The sequence below is a fragment of the Delftia sp. genome (assembly GCF_059499305.1).
Window position 1 is genome coordinate 422,167 of record NZ_JCABYI010000009.1, and the last position, 20,406, is coordinate 442,572.

General features: G+C 66.3%; 20 protein-coding genes. 15 read left to right on the forward strand and 5 right to left on the reverse strand.

The genetic code is table 11. From position 1 onward, the window contains the following. Positions 1-14: 14 nt before the first annotated feature. Positions 15-641, reverse strand: a complete 627-nt coding sequence (locus AC5I49_RS08285; RefSeq protein ID WP_016448892.1) for a lipocalin family protein — start codon at positions 639-641, stop codon at positions 15-17. A gap of 246 nt (positions 642-887) precedes the next feature. On the opposite strand from AC5I49_RS08285, the gene AC5I49_RS08290 reads away from it, so the two are divergent. Next, positions 888-1,049, forward strand: a complete 162-nt coding sequence (locus AC5I49_RS08290) for a hypothetical protein (RefSeq protein WP_012204826.1) — start codon at positions 888-890, stop codon at positions 1,047-1,049. Positions 1,050-1,138: 89 nt separating this feature from the next. Here AC5I49_RS08290 and AC5I49_RS08295 read toward each other — a convergent pair whose 3' ends face one another. After that, a complete protein-coding gene (locus tag AC5I49_RS08295; protein WP_016448891.1) occupies positions 1,139-1,474 on the reverse strand; it encodes a hypothetical protein in 336 nt (111 codons plus the stop codon). Then, a complete protein-coding gene (locus AC5I49_RS08300; protein ID WP_046984397.1) occupies positions 1,471-2,460 on the reverse strand; it encodes a DnaJ C-terminal domain-containing protein in 990 nt (329 codons plus the stop codon). The genes AC5I49_RS08295 and AC5I49_RS08300 overlap by 4 nt, the downstream gene beginning before the upstream one ends. Positions 2,461-2,628: 168 nt before the next feature. Here AC5I49_RS08300 and AC5I49_RS08305 point away from each other — a divergent pair, with 168 nt between their 5' ends. The 9 genes from AC5I49_RS08305 (at position 2,629) to typA (ending at position 13,719) form a co-directional block, all read left to right on the forward strand. Continuing rightward, positions 2,629-3,456: a c-type cytochrome gene (locus tag AC5I49_RS08305; RefSeq protein ID WP_495789164.1), complete on the forward strand. Its 828-nt coding sequence runs from the start codon at positions 2,629-2,631 to the stop codon at positions 3,454-3,456. Continuing rightward, complete coding sequence (locus AC5I49_RS08310; RefSeq protein WP_495789165.1) at positions 3,453-4,796, forward strand: c-type cytochrome; 1,344 nt, start codon at positions 3,453-3,455, stop codon at positions 4,794-4,796. Before AC5I49_RS08305 ends, AC5I49_RS08310 begins: the two co-directional genes overlap by 4 nt. Before the next feature lie 10 nt (positions 4,797-4,806). Further along, positions 4,807-5,208 (forward strand): thioredoxin family protein, encoded by a 402-nt coding sequence (locus AC5I49_RS08315; RefSeq protein WP_495789166.1) that lies wholly within the window; start codon positions 4,807-4,809, stop codon positions 5,206-5,208. A gap of 278 nt (positions 5,209-5,486) precedes the next feature. Then, positions 5,487-6,065, forward strand: a complete 579-nt coding sequence (gene rimP / locus AC5I49_RS08320; protein WP_374005454.1) for a ribosome maturation factor RimP — start codon at positions 5,487-5,489, stop codon at positions 6,063-6,065. Positions 6,066-6,151: 86 nt separating this feature from the next. Next, positions 6,152-7,639 (forward strand): transcription termination factor NusA, encoded by a 1,488-nt coding sequence (nusA, locus tag AC5I49_RS08325; protein ID WP_016448885.1) that lies wholly within the window; start codon positions 6,152-6,154, stop codon positions 7,637-7,639. A 23-nt stretch (positions 7,640-7,662) separates the two neighbouring features. Then, the gene (infB, locus tag AC5I49_RS08330; RefSeq protein ID WP_016448884.1) at positions 7,663-10,518 is read left to right on the forward strand and encodes a translation initiation factor IF-2; all 2,856 of its coding nucleotides are present in this window, start codon (positions 7,663-7,665) and stop codon (positions 10,516-10,518) included. A 6-nt stretch (positions 10,519-10,524) separates the two neighbouring features. Then, a complete protein-coding gene (gene rbfA / locus AC5I49_RS08335) occupies positions 10,525-10,896 on the forward strand; it encodes a 30S ribosome-binding factor RbfA (protein WP_016448883.1) in 372 nt (123 codons plus the stop codon). A gap of 4 nt (positions 10,897-10,900) precedes the next feature. Next, on the forward strand, positions 10,901-11,866 hold the full coding sequence (truB, locus tag AC5I49_RS08340; RefSeq protein ID WP_016448882.1) for a tRNA pseudouridine(55) synthase TruB: 966 nt from the start codon (positions 10,901-10,903) through the stop codon (positions 11,864-11,866). 23 nt (positions 11,867-11,889) lie between these two features. Beyond that, a complete protein-coding gene (gene typA / locus AC5I49_RS08345) occupies positions 11,890-13,719 on the forward strand; it encodes a translational GTPase TypA (RefSeq protein WP_026062109.1) in 1,830 nt (609 codons plus the stop codon). 123 nt (positions 13,720-13,842) lie between these two features. Here typA and AC5I49_RS08350 read toward each other — a convergent pair whose 3' ends face one another. Beyond that, positions 13,843-14,733 (reverse strand): LysR family transcriptional regulator, encoded by an 891-nt coding sequence (locus tag AC5I49_RS08350; protein WP_016452380.1) that lies wholly within the window; start codon positions 14,731-14,733, stop codon positions 13,843-13,845. Positions 14,734-14,816: 83 nt separating this feature from the next. Here AC5I49_RS08350 and AC5I49_RS08355 point away from each other — a divergent pair, with 83 nt between their 5' ends. The 4 genes from AC5I49_RS08355 (at position 14,817) to AC5I49_RS08370 (ending at position 18,813) form a co-directional block, all read left to right on the forward strand. Beyond that, on the forward strand, positions 14,817-16,013 hold the full coding sequence (locus AC5I49_RS08355) for a CaiB/BaiF CoA transferase family protein (protein WP_016448879.1): 1,197 nt from the start codon (positions 14,817-14,819) through the stop codon (positions 16,011-16,013). Between the two features lies 1 nt (position 16,014). Next, complete coding sequence (locus tag AC5I49_RS08360; RefSeq protein ID WP_495789167.1) at positions 16,015-16,512, forward strand: MaoC family dehydratase; 498 nt, start codon at positions 16,015-16,017, stop codon at positions 16,510-16,512. A gap of 42 nt (positions 16,513-16,554) precedes the next feature. Beyond that, the gene (locus AC5I49_RS08365) at positions 16,555-17,568 is read left to right on the forward strand and encodes a Bug family tripartite tricarboxylate transporter substrate binding protein (RefSeq protein WP_313283269.1); all 1,014 of its coding nucleotides are present in this window, start codon (positions 16,555-16,557) and stop codon (positions 17,566-17,568) included. Positions 17,569-17,721: 153 nt separating this feature from the next. Next, the gene (locus AC5I49_RS08370) at positions 17,722-18,813 is read left to right on the forward strand and encodes an enoyl-CoA hydratase/isomerase family protein (protein ID WP_016448876.1); all 1,092 of its coding nucleotides are present in this window, start codon (positions 17,722-17,724) and stop codon (positions 18,811-18,813) included. Positions 18,814-18,887: 74 nt separating this feature from the next. On the opposite strand, the gene AC5I49_RS08375 is transcribed toward AC5I49_RS08370, so the two are convergent. After that, positions 18,888-19,553 carry a TetR/AcrR family transcriptional regulator gene (locus AC5I49_RS08375; RefSeq protein ID WP_154834648.1) on the reverse strand — a complete coding sequence of 222 codons (666 nt, stop codon included), beginning with the start codon at positions 19,551-19,553 and terminating at the stop codon, positions 18,888-18,890. A gap of 156 nt (positions 19,554-19,709) precedes the next feature. Here AC5I49_RS08375 and AC5I49_RS08380 point away from each other — a divergent pair, with 156 nt between their 5' ends. Then, positions 19,710-20,405 (forward strand): DAPG hydrolase family protein, encoded by a 696-nt coding sequence (locus tag AC5I49_RS08380; protein ID WP_016448874.1) that lies wholly within the window; start codon positions 19,710-19,712, stop codon positions 20,403-20,405. Position 20,406: the final 1 nt, after the last annotated feature.

The window sequence follows — 20,406 nt, forward strand, 5'->3', positions numbered from 1 at the left end:
CTGCCGCCGGGCCGCTACCAGCTGCCTGTGGGATTGACCCCGTCCTGAAGAATCCACTGAACCTTGTCCACGGGCACGCCCAGCAGCCGGGCCTGGGCCAGCAGGCGCGCTGCCACGCCATCGGGCAGTTCAGGGGTGCGCGAAAGAATCCAGAAATAGCGCAGGTCCGAGCCGACCACCATGGCCCAGCGGTAGTCGGCATCCAGGGCCACCACGTTGTAGCCGCCGTAGAACGGTCCGAAGAACGAGACCTTGAGCGCCGCAACGCCGGGGCCATGCACCGTGCGGGCCTTGCCTTCAGCGGACTTCCAGCGCCGGCGGCCTGCGTCGTAGCCCCGGTTCAGCACATGCACGCTTCCATCGGGAAGCGGCGTGTATTCGGCCTGGGTGCGCTCCAGGCCTTTTTCGAAGCGGTGGTCTATGCGGGCCACCTCGTACCAGCGGCCCATGTAGCGCTGGATGTCCCAGCCGCGTACGGGCTCCACTGTGGCAGGAATGGGCGGGTTGCGCAGGCCCTTCCAAAGCAAGGCGGCTGCAGCGGCCCCGACGGCAAGCCCAGCCAGGCCTGCCGCGGGCCGAACCCAGGCAGGGCGGGGTGTGGACGGGGTGGTGACTTCTGTGCGTGGTTGGCGGGGTGACATCGTGCGGAACTCCGTGTTCAGGCAGAGCGCATGCCAGGGGCATCATGTGCGCTTGGCAGCGTGCTCCTACTTTAGGACAGAACGCCGGGCCGCGGTGTAGGCCGGCGCTGCCGGAACTGCGGCTGTGCGGGCTGCGCAACGCAGGAACTTTCCCTATGCCGGAGCAGGCCATGTGTTTTTTTATGCGCGGGCCTGCAGGTCTATGGCCTAATTGCGCGTTCTCATTTTTTTGAAGAAGGAAATGCCATGGGCAACAAGATCGTTACCGAAGCCGACCGCAAGTTCACTCCCCAGCCTCCCCTGCCCAACGGCGTCACCCTGCCGACGCCCGGCCGTGGCCAGCGCGTGAGCCGCGCCCGTGGCGCCCACACCCATACCAAGAAGAACCCCGGCAAGCGTCACCGCTGAGCACGGCGGGCCGCATGCATGCCTGCTGCGGCCGCGTTCTGAAAGCAAGAGCCCTCGAAAGAGGGCTTTTGCTTTTGGGGCGAATGCGCTCAGTGCTGCAGTGCCTGGAGCTTGCGGCGCAGCATCTGCACTTCCTCGATCAGGTCCGCGGTCAGCGCGGCCAGTTGAGGGTCGGCATCGAAGCTGTGCTCCAGATGGGCTATGCGGCGCGCACGCACCAGCATGTGGCTGCTGAAGCGCCACTGTGCCTGCGCGTCGGCCGCGTCGCCGGCCGGCTCGTTCTCGCAGTACAGCACCCCGGTCTGCACGCGCTCCACCACCCAGGCGGTGTTGCGCTGGCAGTGGCGGGCGAGATCGTGCAGATCCAGTGCGCCTTCATCCAGCAGTTCTGCAGGTTCGTAGAAGGGATACAGCGGCGTGCTCATCGCGAGGCTCCTTGGCCCGTGCCTTGCTGGCGGGCATCGAACGAGGGGAAGGCCTGGGCCAGTGCCTCATAGGCCTTTCGCTGGGCGTCGGTCTGCGGCTCCGGCAGGCTGATGCCCAGCACCAGATACAGATCGCCTGGCGTGGCGGCGGGCAAGCCCTTGCCCTTGATCCGCAGCTTGCGGCCTGCGCGGCTGCCGGCAGGGATGCCGACATCGAATTCGCCGGCAATCGTGGCGAGACGGACCGTGCCGCCCAGCGCGGCTTCCCAGGGCGCGAGCGCGATGGGCTGATAGACGTCCTTGCCCTCGGCCCACCAGCGCGGGTCGTGGCGCAGATGCACCTGCAGCAGCAGGTCGCCTGCCGGACCCTTGCCCAGGCCCTGGCCGCCCTGGCCTGCCAGGCGGATCATCTGGCCTTCGCGCACCCCCTTGGGAATGCTGACCTGCAATTCCTTGTCCCGCGCCACCGGCCGCCCGTCCTCATCCAGCACCGTGCTGCGCAGGTGCAGGCTGCGCTGGGCGCCGTGGTAGCTGTCCAGCAGGTCCAGCTCGATGCTGGCGTGCTGGTCCTGCCCGCGCAGGTCGGGTGGAGGTCGGTGCTGCCCGCCGCCCGCATGGCGCGCGCGGGCGCCCTGGCCGAACATCTGCGAGAAGAATTCGCTGAAATCCGCATCGCCGTCCGGCATGGCGCCATCGCCGCTGCGAAAGTGGAAGTCCTGACCTTCCCAGTCCGGTGGCGGCTGGAATCCGCCGGCGCCTGCGCTGCGGCGGGGCGCATCGGCCAGCGCGTCGTAGGCGGCACGCTTTTCGGGATCGGACAGCACGGCGTTGGCTTCATTGATCTCGGCCATGCGTTGCGAGGCATCCGCTTCCTTGCTGATGTCCGGGTGGTACTTGCGCGCCAGCTTGCGGTAGGCCTTCTTGATCTCGTCAGCACTGGCCTGCCGGTCCACGGCCAGGATGCGGTAGTAGTCCTTGTATTCCATGAATTTCCGTCCTCCAGCCCTTGCGGGCGATGTTCTGGACAAGCCAGAAGCCAGCATAGCCCGGTCATGGCAGGGTCTCAACCGATGGGCCTTTTCCCGCTGGACTGGCATCTTGTGACGGGTTTACTACATTCGCGCGTCGGCAGGACGCAACAGGAGGCGTCGGACATGGCACATGGCAGGCGATGGCGGTACGGGACAGGGCTTTCAGGCGTCAAGGGGGCAAGGAGCTTGCTGGGCGCATGGCTGGCGGCCTGTGCATGCGGCGTGATGGCGCAGTCAGCCCAGCCGGCACCGGGCGTGCCGATGGCGGACCTGCCCCCCGCCGTGGTCAGTGCGCCTCTGCCCGATGTGGGCTCCATGGCGTCCAGGGTACTGGCCTGCACGGCCTGCCATGGTCCCGAGGGACGGGCCACACCCAGCGGCTACTTTCCTCGCATTGCGGGCAAGCCTGCGGGCTATCTTTACCGCCAGCTCAAGAATTTCCAGCAGGGGCGCCGCAGCTATCCGGCCATGAACCGGCTGATCGAATTCATGTCGGACGACTATCTGCGCCAGATCGCCGTGCATTTCGCAAGCCTTGAGCTGCCCTATGCGCCGCCCGTGCCGGCGCAGCTGCCGCCCGCCGACCTCGCGCGTGGCGAGCAGCTGGTGCTGCAGGGCGACGCGCAGCGGGGCCTGCCCGCCTGTGCTGCCTGCCATGGCCAGCGGCTCATGGGCGCGGGCGACGATATCCCGGGTCTGCTGGGCCTGTCACGCGACTATCTCAACAGCCAGATCGGCGCCTGGCGCTCGGGCCAGCGCCAGGCGGCCGCTCCCGATTGCATGGACCAGGTGGCCAAGGCGCTGACGCCGCAGGAAGTCGTGGCCGTCACGGCATGGCTGTCGTCGCGGCCTGCATCGGCGACGCCGGGAGGGCGCGAGGCCTTGGCGCGCCCCTTGCCGCTGCGCTGCGGTGCGGTGGCCGCTGTGGGCGGTCAGGAGGGCAGGCCATGAGTGTCCAAGTGGAAAATCCGGCCAGCGCGAGCGTACGCGGGCGGTGGCCCCTGCTGGCTCTTGTGGTCCTGGCCCTGGTCCTGGTGGGGCTGCTGCTGGTCTGGCTCAACCTGCGGGGGGAGCAGGGGGGTCATGCCTATGGCCACGGCGGCTGGTCGGGATCGACCGAAACACAGGCCGCCCTGGTCGAGCGCGGCGCCTACCTTGCGCGGGTAGGCAACTGCGCTGGCTGCCACACGGCGGCGGGCGGTGCCGAATATGCGGGCGGGCGGGGCTTGCCCACCGCGTTCGGCACGCTGTACACCAGCAATCTCACCTCCGACAAGGAGACGGGCTTGGGGCTGTGGTCGGCGCAGGACTTCTGGCGTGCGCTGCACAACGGGCGCTCGCGTGGTGGGCGCCTGCTGTATCCGGCCTTCCCGTATGACAGCTACACCCGCGTGACGCGCGCCGATTCGGACGCCTTGTTCGCCTATCTGCAAAGCCTGCCCGCCGTGCGCGCGCAGACGCCGCCGCATGCGCTGGACTTTCCCTATGGCTGGCAGGGGTCGCTGGCCGTCTGGCGGGCGCTGTTCTTTTCGCCGAAGGATTGGCAGGACCAGCCAGGGAAGGCCCCGGCCTGGAATCGCGGCGCCTATCTTGCCCAGGGGCTGGGCCATTGCGCGGCCTGCCATGCGCCGCGCAATGGCCTGGGTGCCTCCGGCCAGGCCATGTCCGGCGGCTTTGTGGCAGGGCAGTCCTGGTATGCGCCTTCGCTGCTCGATCCCGGCGAGGCGGGTGTGCGTGCCGGCCAGGAGTCCGCCTGGGTGCAGTTGCTGCAGACGGGGTCCGGCCCTTCAGGCTCGGCACTGGGCCCCATGGCCGAAGTCGTGGCGCGCAGCACCCAGCACTGGCAGCCACAGGATCTGCAGGCGCTGGCTTCCTATCTGCAGGAGCGGGGTGCTGCTGCTGCCCCATCTGCCGGCACAGACGGGCACGGCGCCGTCAAGGCTGTGCAGCCTGGGCAGATGGCCTTGGGGCGGGCTGTGTACGAACGGCAGTGCGCGGTCTGCCATGGTGCGCAGGGCCAGGGAACACCGGGCGCGTTTCCTGCGCTGGCCGGCAATGCTTCCGTGACCATGGCCGAGCCGCGCAACCTGCTGCTGGTGCTGCTGGACGGTGGCTATCCCCCGTCCACGCGGCAACAGCCGCAGCCGCATGGCATGCCGCCCTTTGGCCATGTGCTGTCTGACGCACAGGTGGCCGCCGTGGCCAGCTATGTGCGCAATGACTGGGGCAACAAGGCGGCGGAAATCGGTACCATGGAGGTTTATCGCGCCCGGGAAGGGCGTGGTTTCTGAGAGGTTTTCCATGGATTCAATGGCCGGCAAGCTGCCGGACTACAGCGCGGCAGCCAGCCCCTGGTGGGTGGTTTGCCTGTGTGCGCAATGGTGCGGCGTTTGCAACCAGTACCGGAGCGCGTTTGCGGAGCTGGCCACCCAGTTCCCGCAGATGCACTTCGTCTGGCTTGATGTCGAGGACCGCGAGGATGTGGCCGGGGACCTGGACATCGAAACCTTTCCCTCTGTGCTGATCGCTGACGGCGAGCGCGCGCGCTTTCTGGGGCCGGTGCTGCCCCAGCCGGGCGTTGTGGCGCGCATGCTGCAGTCATTGGCCCAGGACCCTGGCGCGGCCCCGGCCGACCCCGCCGAAGCGCAGGCCCTTTTGCGGCGGCTTCAGTCGGCGCAGGCGCTTGAGCGCGTGGGCGCCTGAGCATCCCGCGGAGGGGTGTCCGCCCTGGCCTGGGCTGCCTTGCGCAGTGCCTGCCAGCGCCTGTTTTTGTACGGCGCGAACTTGGCCTGAAGGTCGTTTGCGGATACAATGGCATATTCACGACCAAACGGGCGGGTACCAACCGCCCTTTTTTTTGGGCGATCTTCGGGCGACCTTAGGGATTGCCATGGGGCTCGGCGCTGTTGGGACATGGCTGCTGCCAAGGTTCCAGGGGCGTTCCGGGTCTTTTGTGTTTGCAGGATTGAATTTAATTACACGTGGCACTACAGCAAATCGTTGAACAAACCGTGACAGGTCTGGGCTATGACCTGGTGGAAATAGAACGCTCGGCAGGCGGGCTGTTGCGCGTCACAATTGATTTGCCTTGGCAGCCCCCGGTGGAGGGCCAGCCGGTGGTGCCGGAGCAGTTCGTGACAGTCGAGGACTGCGAGAAGATCACGCGCCAGCTGCAGTTCGCGCTGGAGGTCGATGGCACGGATTACACGCGCCTCGAGGTCTCCTCCCCGGGCATCGACCGCCCCCTGCGGCATGAGCAGGACTTCATCCGCTTTGTCGGGGAAGTCATCGACCTGACCCTCAAGGAGCCCATCGGCGCTGCCGCTGAAGGGCAGGTCAGCGCCAATCGCAAGAAATTCCGCGGCACGCTGGAGCGTGCCGAAGGTGGTGGCTGGCAGATCGTCTGGAGCGACGAGCCACCCGTCAAGCCTGGCCAGAGGGTCAGCAAGAAGCGTGTTCCCGCGCCCCTGCAGGCGCTGGGTTTCACGCTGGAGGAGCTGCGCGAGGCGCGTCTGGCTCCCCTTGTGGATTTCAAGGGGCGTTCTGCCAAGCCGGTCTGATCGGAGCGGGCAGGGTACGTCGAATCATTGGGGCAGAAGGGCATTGCCATCCCCTTTCTGCGTGATTGAAATAGGAGAGTCGTCGCATGAATCGCGAATTGTTGATGTTGGTAGAAGCCATTTCGCGCGAAAAGAACGTGGAGCGCGATTTGGTGTTCGGTGCAGTGGAATCGGCCCTGGCCCAAGCCACGAAGAAGCTGTACCAAGGTGAAGTGGACATCCGCGTGGCCATCGATCGCGACAGCGGTAACTACGACACCTTCCGCCGCTGGCTGGTGGTGCCCGATGATGCGGGCCTGCAAAACCCCGATGCCGAAGAAATGCTGATGGACGCACAGGACCGCGTCCCCGGCATCTCCGAAGGCGAGTACATCGAGGAAGAGATCGAGTCGGTGCCCATCGGCCGCATCGGTGCGATGGCGGCCAAGCAGGTCATCCTGCAAAAGATCCGCGATGCCGAGCGCGAAATGCTGCTCAACGAGTTCCTGTCGCGCGGTGACCGGATCTTCACGGGCACCGTCAAGCGCATGGACAAGGGCGACATCATCGTCGAGGCCGGCCGTGTCGAAGGACGTCTGCGCCGCAGCGAAATGATCCCCAAGGAAAACCTGCGCAACGGCGACCGCGTGCGGGCCATGATCATGGAAGTGGACGCCACGCTGCGCGGCGCGCCCATCATCCTGTCGCGTTCGGCGCCGGAGTTCATGGTCGAGCTGTTCCGCAACGAAGTGCCCGAGATCGAGCAGGGCCTGCTGGAGATCAAGAGCTGTGCTCGCGATGCCGGCAGCCGCGCCAAGATCGCCGTGCTCAGCCATGACAAGCGTGTCGATCCCATCGGCACCTGTGTCGGCGTGCGAGGCACCCGCGTCAACGCCGTCACCAATGAATTGGCTGGCGAGCGCGTGGACATCGTGCTGTGGTCCGAGGACCCCGCACAGTTCGTGATCGGTGCGCTGGCTCCGGCCAATGTGTCGTCCATCGTTGTGGACGAGGAAAAGCACGCCATGGACGTGGTGGTTGACGAGGAAAACCTCGCCATCGCCATCGGCCGTGGCGGCCAGAACGTTCGCCTGGCTTCCGAGCTTACCGGCTGGAAGATCAACATCATGGACGCGGCTGAGTCTGCGCAAAAGCAGGCGGACGAGTCTGCCGTTGCGCGCCAGCTGTTCATGGAAAAGCTCGATGTGGACGAGGAAATCGCCAACATCCTCATCGAGGAAGGTTTCGAGACCCTGGAAGAAGTGGCCTACGTGCCGCTGCAGGAAATGCTCGAAATCGAGGCGTTCGACGAAGAGACGGTGAACGAGCTGCGCACCCGTGCGAAGGATGCCCTGCTGACGCAGGAAATCGCGCACGAGGAAAACGTGGGCAAGGTGTCGCAGGATCTGCTGACGCTCGAGGGAATGACTCCGGAGATCGTGGACAAGCTGGCCGAGGCCAATGTGCACACTCGCGACGATCTGGCCGATCTGGCCATCGATGAGTTGACCGAGCTGACCGGGCAGACCGAGGAAGAAGCGAAGGCTTTGATCATGAAGGCGCGTGAGCACTGGTTCACCGAAGGGCAAGAGTAAGGTCAGGGAGGTTCAGAGCATTTATGTCCAGTAATACGGTTGCCGAGTTTGCAAAAGAGCTCAACAAGACCCCTGACACGTTGCTGCAGCAGCTCAAGGCTGCAGGCGTCGCCAAGGACAACGCATCGGATGCGTTGACCGACGGCGACAAGCAGCAACTGCTCAGCCATCTGCAGGCCAGCCACGGAAGTGGCGCCAAGAAGATCACGCTGACCAAACGGTCCACCAGCGAGATCAAGCAGGCCGATTCGTCGGGCCGCGCCCGCACCATCCAGGTGGAAGTGCGCAAGAAGCGCACCTTCGTCAAGCGCGACGAGGCCGCCGAAGGCGCCTCCGATCCCGCTGCCGTTGCGGCTGCCCAGGAGCAGCGCGCGGCGTCGGAGCGCGAATCTCAGGAATTGGTGCGCCGCGAAGGGGAAGCACGTCGCCAGGCCGAAATGATCGGCCGGGAGGAGGAAGAATTGGCACAGCAACGCCGTGAGCGCGAAGAGCGCGAGCTAGTCCAACAGCGCGAGCGCGAAGCCGAAGAGCGCGCAGCCGCCTATGCGGCTGCCGAAGCCGCAAAGATTGTCGAGGCCAACCGCGCTAAGCAGGAAGCCTCGCGCGAGCAGGCTGCCGGCCAGATAGCGCGCGCCGAAGCCCAGCTCGCGGCACGCGCCAAGGCCGAGGAAGAGTCCAAGGCCCGTGCGGCCGAGGAAGCCGAACGCGCCAAGGATCTGGAAGACCGCCGCCGCAAGGCGCTGGCCGAAGCCGAAGCCATTCGCGCCATGATGGCCGCGCCCAAGAAGGTGCTCGTGGCCAAGAAGCCCGAAGAGCCCAAGCCCGTGGCAAAGCCTGCAGCGCCTGCTGCCGCCGATGCCAAGAAGACCACGCTGCACAAGCCCGCTGGCACGACCGCCGGCGGAGCCGGTGCGCGCGCGCCTGCCGGCGCCGGCAAGGAAGTCAAGTCCGCCAAGCTCTCCTCGAGCTGGGCCGGCGATGGCAAGAAGAAGGAAATCAAGACCCGTGGCGACAGCTCCGGTGGCGTGGGCGGCCGTTCCAACTGGCGCGGCGGCCCGCGTGGCGGCCGTCGTGGCAATGACCGCAATGACGGACAGCACCAGAGCGCGGCAACGGAATTCCGTGCCATCGAAGTGCACGTGCCCGAGACCATCACCGTGGCCGAGCTGGCGCACAAGATGTCGGTCAAGGCATCCGAGCTGATCAAGGTGCTGATGAAGATGGGCCAGATGGTCACCATCAACCAGCCCCTGGACCAGGACACGGCCATGATCGTGGTCGAGGAAATGGGCCACACCGCCAAGGTCGCTGCGCTGGACGATCCCGAAGCCTTCACGGCCGAGGAAGTGTCCCAGCAGGAAGCTGCCCAGGAGTCGCGCGCCCCCGTGGTCACCGTCATGGGCCACGTGGACCACGGCAAGACCTCGCTGCTGGACTACATCCGCCGCACCAAGGTTGCGTCGGGCGAAGCCGGCGGCATCACCCAGCACATCGGTGCCTACCATGTGACGACGCCCCGCGGCATCGTCACCTTCCTGGACACCCCGGGCCACGAGGCCTTCACGGCCATGCGTGCCCGTGGTGCACAGGCCACCGACATCGTCATCCTGGTGTGCGCTGCCGACGACGGCGTGATGCCCCAGACCAAGGAAGCCATCAAGCACGCGAAGGCAGCGGGTGTGCCCATCGTGGTTGCCATCACCAAGGCCGACAAGCCCGATGCCAACCTCGACCGCGTCAAGCAAGGCCTGGTGGCCGAGCAGGTGGTGCCTGAAGAGTACGGCGGCGAGTCCCCGTTCATCGCCGTGTCGTCCAAGACCGGCCAGGGCATCGACGAGCTGCTGGAGCAGGTCCTGCTGCAGGCCGAAGTGCTGGAGCTGACCGCTCCCGTGGAAGCCGCTGCCAAGGGTCTGGTCATCGAAGCGCAGCTGGACAAGGGCCGCGGCCCCGTGGCCACGGTGCTGGTGCAGTCCGGCACGCTGAAGGTGGGCGACGTGGTGCTGGCAGGCCAGACCTACGGCCGCGTGCGCGCCATGCTGGACGAAGACGGCAAGCAGACCAAGTCCGCTGGCCCCTCCATCCCGGTGGAAATCCAGGGTCTGTCCGACGTGCCCCAGGCCGGCGACGACTTCATGGTGCTGCAGGACGAGCGCCGCGCTCGCGAAATCGCGACCTACCGCGCCGGCAAGTTCCGCAACACCAAGCTGGCTCGCCAGCAGGCTGCCAAGCTCGAGAACATGTTCGCCGAAATGGGTGCGGGCGAGGTCCAGACCCTGCCCATCATCGTCAAGGCCGACATGCAGGGCTCGCAGGAAGCACTGGGCGCATCGCTGCTCAAGCTCTCCACCGAAGAGATCCGCGTGCAGCTGGTCTACTCGGGCGTGGGCGGCATCAGCGAGTCCGACGTGAACCTGGCGCTGGCCTCCAAGGCCATCATCATCGGCTTCAACGTCCGGGCCGATGCCCAGGCGCGCAAGACGGCCGAGAGCAACGATGTGGACCTGCGCTACTACAACATCATCTACGACGCCGTCGAAGAGGTGAAGGCAGCGATGTCCGGCATGCTGGCTCCCGAGCGCAAGGAAGAGATCATCGGCATGGCCGAGATCCGTACCGTGTTCGTGGCGTCGAAGATCGGCACCGTGGCTGGCTCGTACATCACGCAAGGCCAGGTTACGCGCAATGCGCATTTCCGCCTGCTGCGCGAGAACGTGGTCATCTACACGGGCGAGATCGAATCGCTCAAGCGCCTGAAGGACGACGTCAAGGAAGTCAAGGAAGGCTTCGAGTGCGGTATCAAGCTCAAGAACTACAACGACATTCGCGAAGGCGACGTGCTCGAAGTGTTCGAGATCAAGGAAATCGCGCGCTCGCTGTAATTCGACATGGCAACACGCAAGTCCGCTGCGCCGAACCGCAGCTTCAAAGTCTCCGACCAGATCCAGCGGGATCTGGCGGAGCTGATCGCACGCGAGTTGAAGGACCCGCGCGTGGGCATGGTGACGCTGCAAAGCGTGGAGGTGACTCCGGACTATGCCCACGCCAAGGTCTACTTCAGCCTGCTGATCGGCGATCCGCAGGAGACGCAGGACGCCCTGAACCAGGCCGCAGGCTTCCTGCGCAACGGCCTGTTCAAGCGCCTGCACATCCATACCGTGCCCACGCTGCACTTCATCTACGACCGCACCACCGAGCGTGCGGCCGACATGAACGCCTTGATCGCCAAGGCCGTCTCCTCGCGCGGGAAGGAAGAGTAGCCCCATGAACGCGCCACGCACAAGGGTGCAGCGGCGCCCTGTGCATGGGGTGTTGCTGCTCGACAAACCGCTGGAGCTGTCCAGCAACGACGCCTTGCAGAAGGTCAAGTGGTTGCTGCGCGCCGAAAAGGCCGGACACACCGGCACGCTGGACCCGTTGGCCACCGGCGTGCTGCCGCTGTGCTTCGGTGCGGCGACCAAGTTCAGCCAGTTGCAGCTCGAAGCTGCCAAGACCTACGAGGCCATTGCGCGCCTGGGCCAGACCACGACCACGGCCGATGCCGAGGGCGAGGTGCTGCGCGAGCGCGCCATCGATCCCGCCGCCCTCACGGCCGAGCGGCTTGCCGCCGTGCAGGCGCAGTTCACGGGCCCCATCCGCCAGGTGCCGCCCATGTACAGCGCGCTCAAGAAGGACGGCAAGGCTCTTTATGAATATGCGCGTGCCGGCATCGAAGTCGAGCGTCCGGCGCGCGAAGTGACAATCCACGCACTGGAGCTTTCGCTGACGCAAGACAGCCAAGGCCAGCCGGCGATCCGGATGCTGGTGACCTGCAGCAAGGGCACCTATATCCGCACGCTGGCGGAGGACGTGGGAGAGGCCCTGGGCTGCGGCGCGCACCTGCGCGCGCTGCGCCGTATCGACACCGGCGGGCTGGGTGTCGAGCGCTGTATCTCGCTGGAGGCGCTGGCCGCCATGGGCGAGGACGAGCGTCTGCAGCAGTTGCAGCCTGTCGATGCCTTGCTGGCCAGCCACACGGCTGTCACGCTGGGCGAGCAAGATGCGGCCCGTTTTCTCACGGGCCTGCCCCGCAAGGGCGCTTGGGCCGATGCCGAGGCGGTGGCTGTGTATGGCGAAAACCCCCAGGCTCTGCTGGGAGTGGGGCGCGTGGTGCGTGGGGAACTCATCCCCGCCCGCCTGCTCAGTTCACTGGAAATTCAACAGATTTTGGAAGACACGCCGCGCCCATGACGCAGCGGCAATGGGAAAACACTATGAGCAAACAAATCCGCAATATCGCGATCATCGCCCACGTGGACCACGGCAAAACCACCATGGTGGACCAGCTGCTGCGCCAATCCGGAACCTTCGCCGAGCACGAGAAAGTCGTGGACACGGTGATGGACAACAACGCCATCGAACGCGAGCGTGGCATCACCATCCTGGCCAAGAACTGCGCCGTGAGCTGGAACGACACGCACATCAACATCCTCGACACACCCGGCCACGCGGACTTCGGCGGTGAAGTGGAGCGTGCCCTGTCCATGGTCGACGGCGTGGTGCTGCTGATCGACGCGCAGGAAGGCCCCATGCCCCAGACGCGCTTCGTGACCAAGAAGGCGCTGGCCCTGGGCCTGAAGCCCATCCTCGTGGTCAACAAGGTGGACAAGCCCGGCGCGCGTCCCGACTACGTGGTCAACGCCGCGTTCGACCTGTTCGACAAGCTGGGTGCCACCGACGAGCAGCTGGACTTCCCCGTGGTGTACGCCTCGGGCATCAACGGCTGGACCTCGCTGGAAGAAGGCGCTCCGGGCGAGCAGTGGGGCCCCGACATGTCGGCCCTGTTCGACACCATCCTGAAGCACGTGCCTTCGGTCAAGGGCGATCCCGCCGCTCCGCTGCAAATGCAGATCTCGGCGCTGGACTACTCCACCTTCGTGGGCCGCATCGGCGTGGGCCGCATCACTTCCGGCACGCTCAAGCCTTCGACCGACGTGCTGGTCATGGAAGGTCCTGACGGCAAGAGCTACAAGGGCCGCATCAACCAGGTGCTGAAGTTCCAGGGCATCGACCGCGTGCAGGTGACCGAAGCCGGCCCCAGCGACATCGTGCTGGTCAACGGTATCGCCGACCTGGGCATGGGCGTCACGCTGACCGACCCGCTGAACCCCCGGCCGCTGCCGATGCTCAAGATCGACGAGCCCACGCTGACCATGAACTTCTGCGTCAACACCTCGCCGCTGGCGGGCCGTGAAGGCAAGTTCGTGACCAGCCGCCAGATCTGGGACCGCCTGCAAAAGGAACTGCGTTCCAACGTGGCCCTGCGTGTCAAGGAAACCGACGAAGACGGCATCTTCGAAGTGTCGGGCCGCGGCGAACTGCACCTGACCATCCTGCTGGAAGAAATGCGCCGTGAAGGCTACGAGCTGGCCGTGTCCAAGCCCCGCGTGGTCTACCGCGACGTGGACGGCGTGCGCCACGAGCCCATCGAGCTGGTGACGGCCGACATCGAAGAAGGCCACCAGGGTGGCGTGATGCAGGCCCTGGGCGAGCGCAAGGGCGAGCTGGTCAACATGGAACCCGATGGCCGCGGCCGCGTGCGCCTGGAGTACCGCATTCCTGCGCGTGGCCTGATCGGCTTCACCAACGAATTCCTGAACCTGACCCGTGGTTCCGGCCTGATCTCCAACATCTTCGACAGCTACGAGCCGCACAAGGGCGAAATCGGCGGCCGCAAGAACGGTGTGCTGATCTCCATGGACGAAGGCGAAATCTTCACCTACGCCCTGGGCAAGCTGGACGACCGTGGCCGCATGTTCGTCAAGGCCAACGATCCCGTGTACGAAGGCATGATCATCGGCATCCACAGCCGTGACAACGACCTGGTGGTCAACGCCACGCGTACCAAGCAGCTGACCAACTTCCGCGTGTCCGGCAAGGAAGATGCCATCAAGATCACGCCCCCGATCGACCTGTCGCTGGAATACGCGGTGGAATTCATCGAGGACGACGAGCTGGTGGAAATCACCCCCAAGAGCATCCGCGTGCGCAAGCGCCACCTGTCCGAGAACGAGCGCAAGCGCGCTTCGCGCGCAGGCGCATAAGCGCCGTGGCGCCGAGGGCGCGCGCAAGCCAGCCGGCTTCGCCGCCCTGATTGTCAAAGGCCGCATCCGCGGCCTTTGTCTTTTCTGCGGCGGCTTCTGCCACGCCGTCCGCCAGGCCGTCCGTCAGGCATTCAGCCGCAGCAGCAACTCGCGCAGGCGCTGGCCGGCCGCTGCGCTTTGCTGCGGATTGAGCGCCAGGGCCAGGCCGATGGAGGGCAGGTTCTCGGTATCTGCCAGCGCGCGGAACACCACCCCCGGCGTGCTGCCCTTGGCCACGACGGCCGGCACCAGGGCCACGCCCAGGCCCGCGCCCACCAGGCTGACCAGGGTCTGGGCCTGCACCGCATGCTGCTTGACCTGGGGCATGAAGCCCGCGTTCTGGCAGGCCAGCACCACAAGCGCATGCAGGCCGGGCACTTCGCTGGGGCGGTAATTGATGAATGGCTGGTCGGCCAGATCCCGCAGCCGCAAGGCGGGCCGCTGCAGCAGCGGGTTGCCTTCGGGCAGCACGGCCACCAGTTCGTCCTTTTCCACGGGCGTGATGGACAGCTCGGTGGCCTGCGTCACCGGGTAGCGCAGCAGGCCGGCATCGAAATCGCCGCTGGCCACCTGCGCGCAGATCTCGCGCGTGGTCGATTCGGTCAGTACCAGGTCGATCAGCGGATATTCGCTGCGAAAGGCCTGCACCAGCCGTGGAATCAGCGAGAACGTGGCCGAGCCTATGAAGCCTATGTGCAGCCGGCCGCGCTCGCCACTGGCCGTGGCCTGCGAGACCTCCTGCACCTGGCGCGCATGGTGCAGTGCCAGCTCGGCACTTTCCAGGGCCGCCCGGCCTGCCTCGGTCAGCTCCGTGCCCCGGCGGTCGCGCTGGAACAGCTGCACGCCCAGGCTGTCTTCGAGCCGGCGGATGGATTGGGACAGCGGCGGCTGCGACATGTGCAGCTGCTCGGCCGCCTGGCGGTAGTTGAGCGTGCGGGCCAGGGTGACGAAGTGACGCAGTTGGCGCAGGTCCATTGATATCCACCGTGTATCAGCGATGCTGAATTAAGTCTTAGACGCAACTTCAAAGATATCAAATACTGGCTCCCTGAAGCAACATGGAGACCACAGTGCAGGCTGCGTTGACAGGGATTCGGGTGCTGGATCTGTCCAGCGTGGTGTTCGGGCCGCTGGCCAGCCAGGTGCTGGCCGACTATGGCGCCGAAGTCATCAAGATCGAGCCGCCGGCCGGCGACTCCACGCGCCACACCGGCCCTGCCGTGGAGCCCGGCATGGCGGCCATGTTCATGGGCACCAACCGCAGCAAGAAGAGCGTGGTGCTCGATCTCAAGCAGGACGAGGCGCGCCAGGCCCTGCATGCGCTGCTGGCCACGGCCGATGTGTTCATGCACAGCATGCGCCCGCAGAAGCTGGCCCCGCTGGGCCTGGACCCCGACACGCTGCGCGAGCGCTATCCGCGCCTGGTCTACGCAGGCCTGCATGGCTTTGGCGAGGACGGCCCCTATGCGGGCATGCCCGCCTACGACGACGTCATCCAGGGCATGAGCGGCCTGGCCGACCTGATGGAGCGCCAGACGGGCGAGGCGCGCTACCTGCCCACCATCGCGGCCGACAAGACCTGCGCCCTGGTGGCCGCGCATGCCGTGCTGGCGGCGCTGTTCCAGCGCGAGCGCAGCGGCCACGGCTGCTTTGTCGAAGTGCCCATGTACGAGACCATGGTGGGCTTCAACCTGGTCGAGCATTTCTACGGCATGCACTTCAGCCCCGCGCTCAGCGGCGCAGGCTACCCGCGCGTGATGGCGCCCTGGCGCAAGCCCTACCGAACGCTGGACGGCCACGTCTGCATGATGCCGTACACCGATGCGCACTGGCAGCGCTTCTTCGCCGCCGTGGGCCAGCCGCAGCTGGCCCTGGACGTGCGCTTTGCCAGCCAGGCCAGCCGCACGGCCCACATTGCCGAGCTGCTGGAGACCGCGGGCGAGTATGTGGCCCTGCACGGCACCCAGTACTGGCTGGACACCTGCCAGCGCCTGGAGATTCCCGCCGCCCCGGTGGCGCGCATGGATGAGCTTCCCGCCGATCCGCATCTGCAGGCCACGAAGTTCTTCGTGCCGCTGCACGACCCCGCCATGGGCACCGTGCACCTGCCGCGTTCATCCGTGCGCATGGATGGCCGGCAGGCCCCCATGGGCATGCCACCGCGCCTGGGCGAGCACACGGCGGCGCTGCTGGCCCAGGCGGGCTGGAGCGCCGAGCGCATCGCCGGTCTGCAGATCACGCAACAGGAGACATGAGATGACAGTGAACACCCCGCAGCCCCACCCTGGCGCCGCCTGGAACGCCGTGCCCCGCATGGGCCAGGGCTTTTTCTGGCAGGACCTGAAGGTTGGCCAGCAGCTGCGCACCTTCCGCCGCACCGTGACCGAGTCCGACCTGGTCGCCTTCATCAATGCCACGGGCATGCTGGAGGCCATCTTCATCGAGGAGGGCTACGACGGCGGCGCCATTGCCGGCCGCCCCGTGCCGGGCGCCATGACCTATGCGCTGATCGAAGGCTTCATCCTGCAAAGCATGATCCAGGGCACGGGCCTGGCCATGCTGGAGCTGCACCAGAAGATCCTCGGCCCCGTGCTGGTGGGCGACACCATCGAGGCCCTGGTCGAAGTCACCGCCATCAAGCCCACCTCCAAGGGCAACCGCGCCGTCGTCACCTCGCGCATCGGGGTCTTCAACCAGGGCCACCAGAAGGTCATGGAATACACGGCCGTGCGCCTGCTGGCAGGGCGCAGCTAGGCGGACAAAAGAATTCCCATAACGACACCAGGAGACAACAGCATGGACAAGAAAGGCAACAAGGCCGCAGGCAGACAAGGGCGGCGCAGGGTGCTGGCCGCCGTGGCGGCCTGCATGGCAGCCGCAGCGGCAGTGCCGGGAGCGGCCCTGGCCCAGCAGCCCTGGCCCAGCAAGCCCATCACGCTGGTCGTGCCTTTCCCGCCGGGCGGGCCCACCGACCTGGTGGCGCGCGTGCTGGCCCAGCAGGTGGGGCAGCAACTGGGCCAGACCGTGATCGTGGACAACCGGCCCGGCGCCAACGGCAACATCGGCAACGCCCTGGTGGCCAAGGCCGCGCCCGATGGTTACACCGTGCTCTACAACACCTCGTCCATTGCGCTGAGCCCGTCGCTCTACAAGAAGATGAGCTACGACGTGAACAAGGACCTGATGCCCGTGGCGCTGACGGCCGTGGTGCCGCTGGGCCTGGTGGTCAACCCCAAGCTGCCGGTGAAGAACGTGCAGGAGTTCGTGCGCCATGCCAGGGACAAGGCGGGCCAGCTGTCCTATGGTTCGGCCGGCAACGGCAATGTCACGCACCTGGCGGCCTTCCAGGTCGTGCAGCACTATCAGATCGAGGCCAGCCACGTGCCCTACAAGGGCAGCGCGCCGGCCGACGTGGATCTGGTGGCCGGGCAGATCGACTTCATGACGGACACCATCAACTCCGTCGCACCCTTCATCAAGGAGGGTCGGCTCAAGCTGCTGGCCGTGAGTTCCTCCAAGCGCCTGCCCAACTTCCCCGATGCACCCACGCTGGCCGAAAGCGGCATGTCCGGCTTCGAGGCCGGGGCCTGGCAGGGCGTGATGGTGCCGGCCAAAACGCCGGCCGCCATCATCCAGCGGCTCAACCAGGAGCTGATGCGCGCGCTCAAGGACCCGGGCGTGGTCGAGAAGCTGCAGCTGCAGGGCGCCGAAGGCCTGGGCTCCTCGCCCGAGGAATACGGCGCCTACATCCGCAGCGAGATCAAGCGCTGGGCCGGCGTGGTCAAGAGCACGGGCGTCTCTCTGGACTGAGTGCGCTGCGGTGCGCGGCGGTTGCCCGCCCTGTCGTGCACTTGCGCAAATTGGCACCTGTTTGTCAGGGGTGGGCGCGGATTTTCAGCTATGGTTGCGGCTCATCGCCCCGGGCTGCCGGGGCAGGGCATGCATAGCAACAAGGAGCAAGATATGACGGGAGCTGCCGGCGAAGTCCTCAGCGAAGTGCGGGGCCGCATTGGCATGATCACCTTGAACCGGGCCAAGGCGCTGAACGCGCTGTCGCTGGGCATGGTGCGCGATCTGCTGGCCACCCTGCTGGCCTGGCAAAAGGACGATCAGGTGCTGGCCGTGGCCATCCGCGGCATGGGCAAGGAAGGGGCCTTCGGCGCCTTCTGCGCGGGCGGCGACATCCGTTTTCTGCACGGCGCAGGCAGCACGGGCAATCCGCAGCTGGAGGACTTCTTCACCGAGGAGTACGCGCTCAACCACCTGATCCACACCTTTGGCAAGCCCTACATCGCCTTCATGGACGGCATCGTCATGGGCGGCGGCATGGGCATCAGCCAGGGCGGCACGCTGCGCATCGTCACCGAGCGCACCAAGATGGCCATGCCGGAGACGGCCATCGGCCTGTTCCCCGATGTGGGTGGCGGCTACTTCCTATCGCGCTGCCCCGGTCACGCGGGTGAGTGGCTGGCGCTGACGGGCGACGTGATCGGCGCGGCCGACGCGCTGGACTTCGGCCTGGCCGATGGCTATCTGCCCTCGGACCAGCAGCCTGCGCTGTGGGACGCCCTGGCCGCCGGCAGCTTTGCCGATGCAGCGGCCGTCGAGGCCCTGGTGAAGTCGAAGTTCACGGCCCCGGCCAAGCCAGCGGCACAGCCCCGCGCCGAGATCGACCGCGTGTTCGCCCTGCCCACGGTGGCTGCCATGGTGCAGGCACTGGAAGCGGCGGATGGCGAGTGGGCGCAGCACACGGCAGCCACGCTGCGCAAGCGCTCGCCGCTGATGCTGCACGTGGTGCTGGAGCAGATTCGCCGCGCACGCGGCATGACGCTGGCCCAGGACCTGCGCATGGAGCGCGACATGGTGCGCCACTGCTTTTACCTGCGCCCCGGCCAGAGCGAGACCATCGAAGGCATTCGCGCCCTGGCCGTGGACAAGGACCACCAACCGCGCTGGAACCCCGCGCGCATCGAAGACGTGCAGGACGCGCAATGGCGTGCCTTCTTCGACAGCCCCTGGCCCGTGCACTCGCACCCGCTGGCGGCGCTGGACTGATCGCGCGGCGGTTGCTCAAACCTCCAAGGGTTCAAAAGGCCATCCGGCACCGCGCCGGATGGCTTTTTTTCGGTTCAGCGATCAGCGGGCTCCATGCGGCAGGAATGGCCTGCCAGCAGCCGTACCGCGTCGTCAATGCGCGGGCCCGGATCCCATTCGGGCACGGGCGGCGTCAGGCCCAGGGCCATCTGCCGCAGCGGCTCGGCAATGGCCATGGACAGCAACAGGTCGCAGATGACATCGGGCTGCTCTGCCCTGAGCAACCCCTTCGCGCACTGGCGCCGCAGCCAGTCCACCAGCATGCCGCGGCCGCGCTCTATGCCGTTGCGCTGGTAGACCTCCAGCAGCTCGGGCTTGGCGGGGAAATCGGTGGTGAGCAGGCGGAACATCCCCACCGCCTCGGCCGACAGCACGCGCGCGGCAATCACGCGCAGGATCTCGGCCAGCGCCGGAGCCACCTCTGAGGCCGACTGCGCATCGGCCGACAGGGCGGGGCGGAAACCGTCGGTCCAGCTGCGCACCACCAGGGCCACCAGATCCTCGCGGTTGGCGGCAAAGCGGTAGAGCGTTTTCTTGGCCAGCCCCGCGCGCTTGGCCACGGCTTCCATGGTGGTGGCGGCATAGCCTTCGTTGAGCAAGAGCCAGGTGGCGGCGGCCAGGGCGGCATCGTTGGCCTCGTGCTCGGGCCGGGCCGGCCGCCCGCGCGGCCTGGGGGCCGCAGGAGTGATTTCGGATTCCATTGGATTTCTTGTCGTTCCGTTCGGTGTTGTGCAGGGTCGTGCCTGGTTGTGCAGCATTTTGTTACCCGGCTGGGATTATCCGATTGTTTGGAAACGTTGTTCGTTTCTTTAATATAAGATGGCTTTTCCTCATCAACCCAGGAACGGAAAACACCCATGAACTCCCATGCCTTCGAGCCCGACATTTCCCGCATCGACGAGCTGCTGCACATCACGCCGCTGCGGCTGGAGACGGGAATCCAGCGCCTGCCCAGCGGCTGCCTGGTGGTGGCCTGCCGTACCGACCTGCACGGCTGCAGCGGCCGCATGCTGGACTGGTGGTTCAAGTTCTTCGAGACCACGCAGCACATCAAGTGGTGGCATCCGCATGACCACATCGCACATCGCGGCTGGGATGCGCAATGGAAGAAGGGCGAGAGCTACATAGGCGCCTCCATCGAGGCCGTGGAGTCCCTGGCCGATATTCCGCCCGTGGCGGCCAGGCTCAAGTTCCACGATCCGCGCGAGCTGTTCGACCCTGCGCAGCTGGAGCTGGCCTTTGCCGAAAAACGCGCATCGGCCGCCGTCTATGCACGCATCGGCTTTGGCGAGCATGTGCAGCTGGATGCCAGCGGGGACCCGATGGACGGGCAGATGGTGCACCTGGCGCGCGATACGCCCTTTGGATGCGTGCTGCGCAGCCGCTTCCTGCTGGGGCAGTCCTGCACGGACCCGGCGGCCGAGCTGCCCGACGCGCTGGGCCTGGGCCTGCTGCGCCACTGCTACACGGAGTTCACCTACCTGTCGCGCTTCCTGCCCTCGCTGTACTACGGCGAACATGGCAACGGCGAGGCGGCGCCGCTGCCCTGGTAGC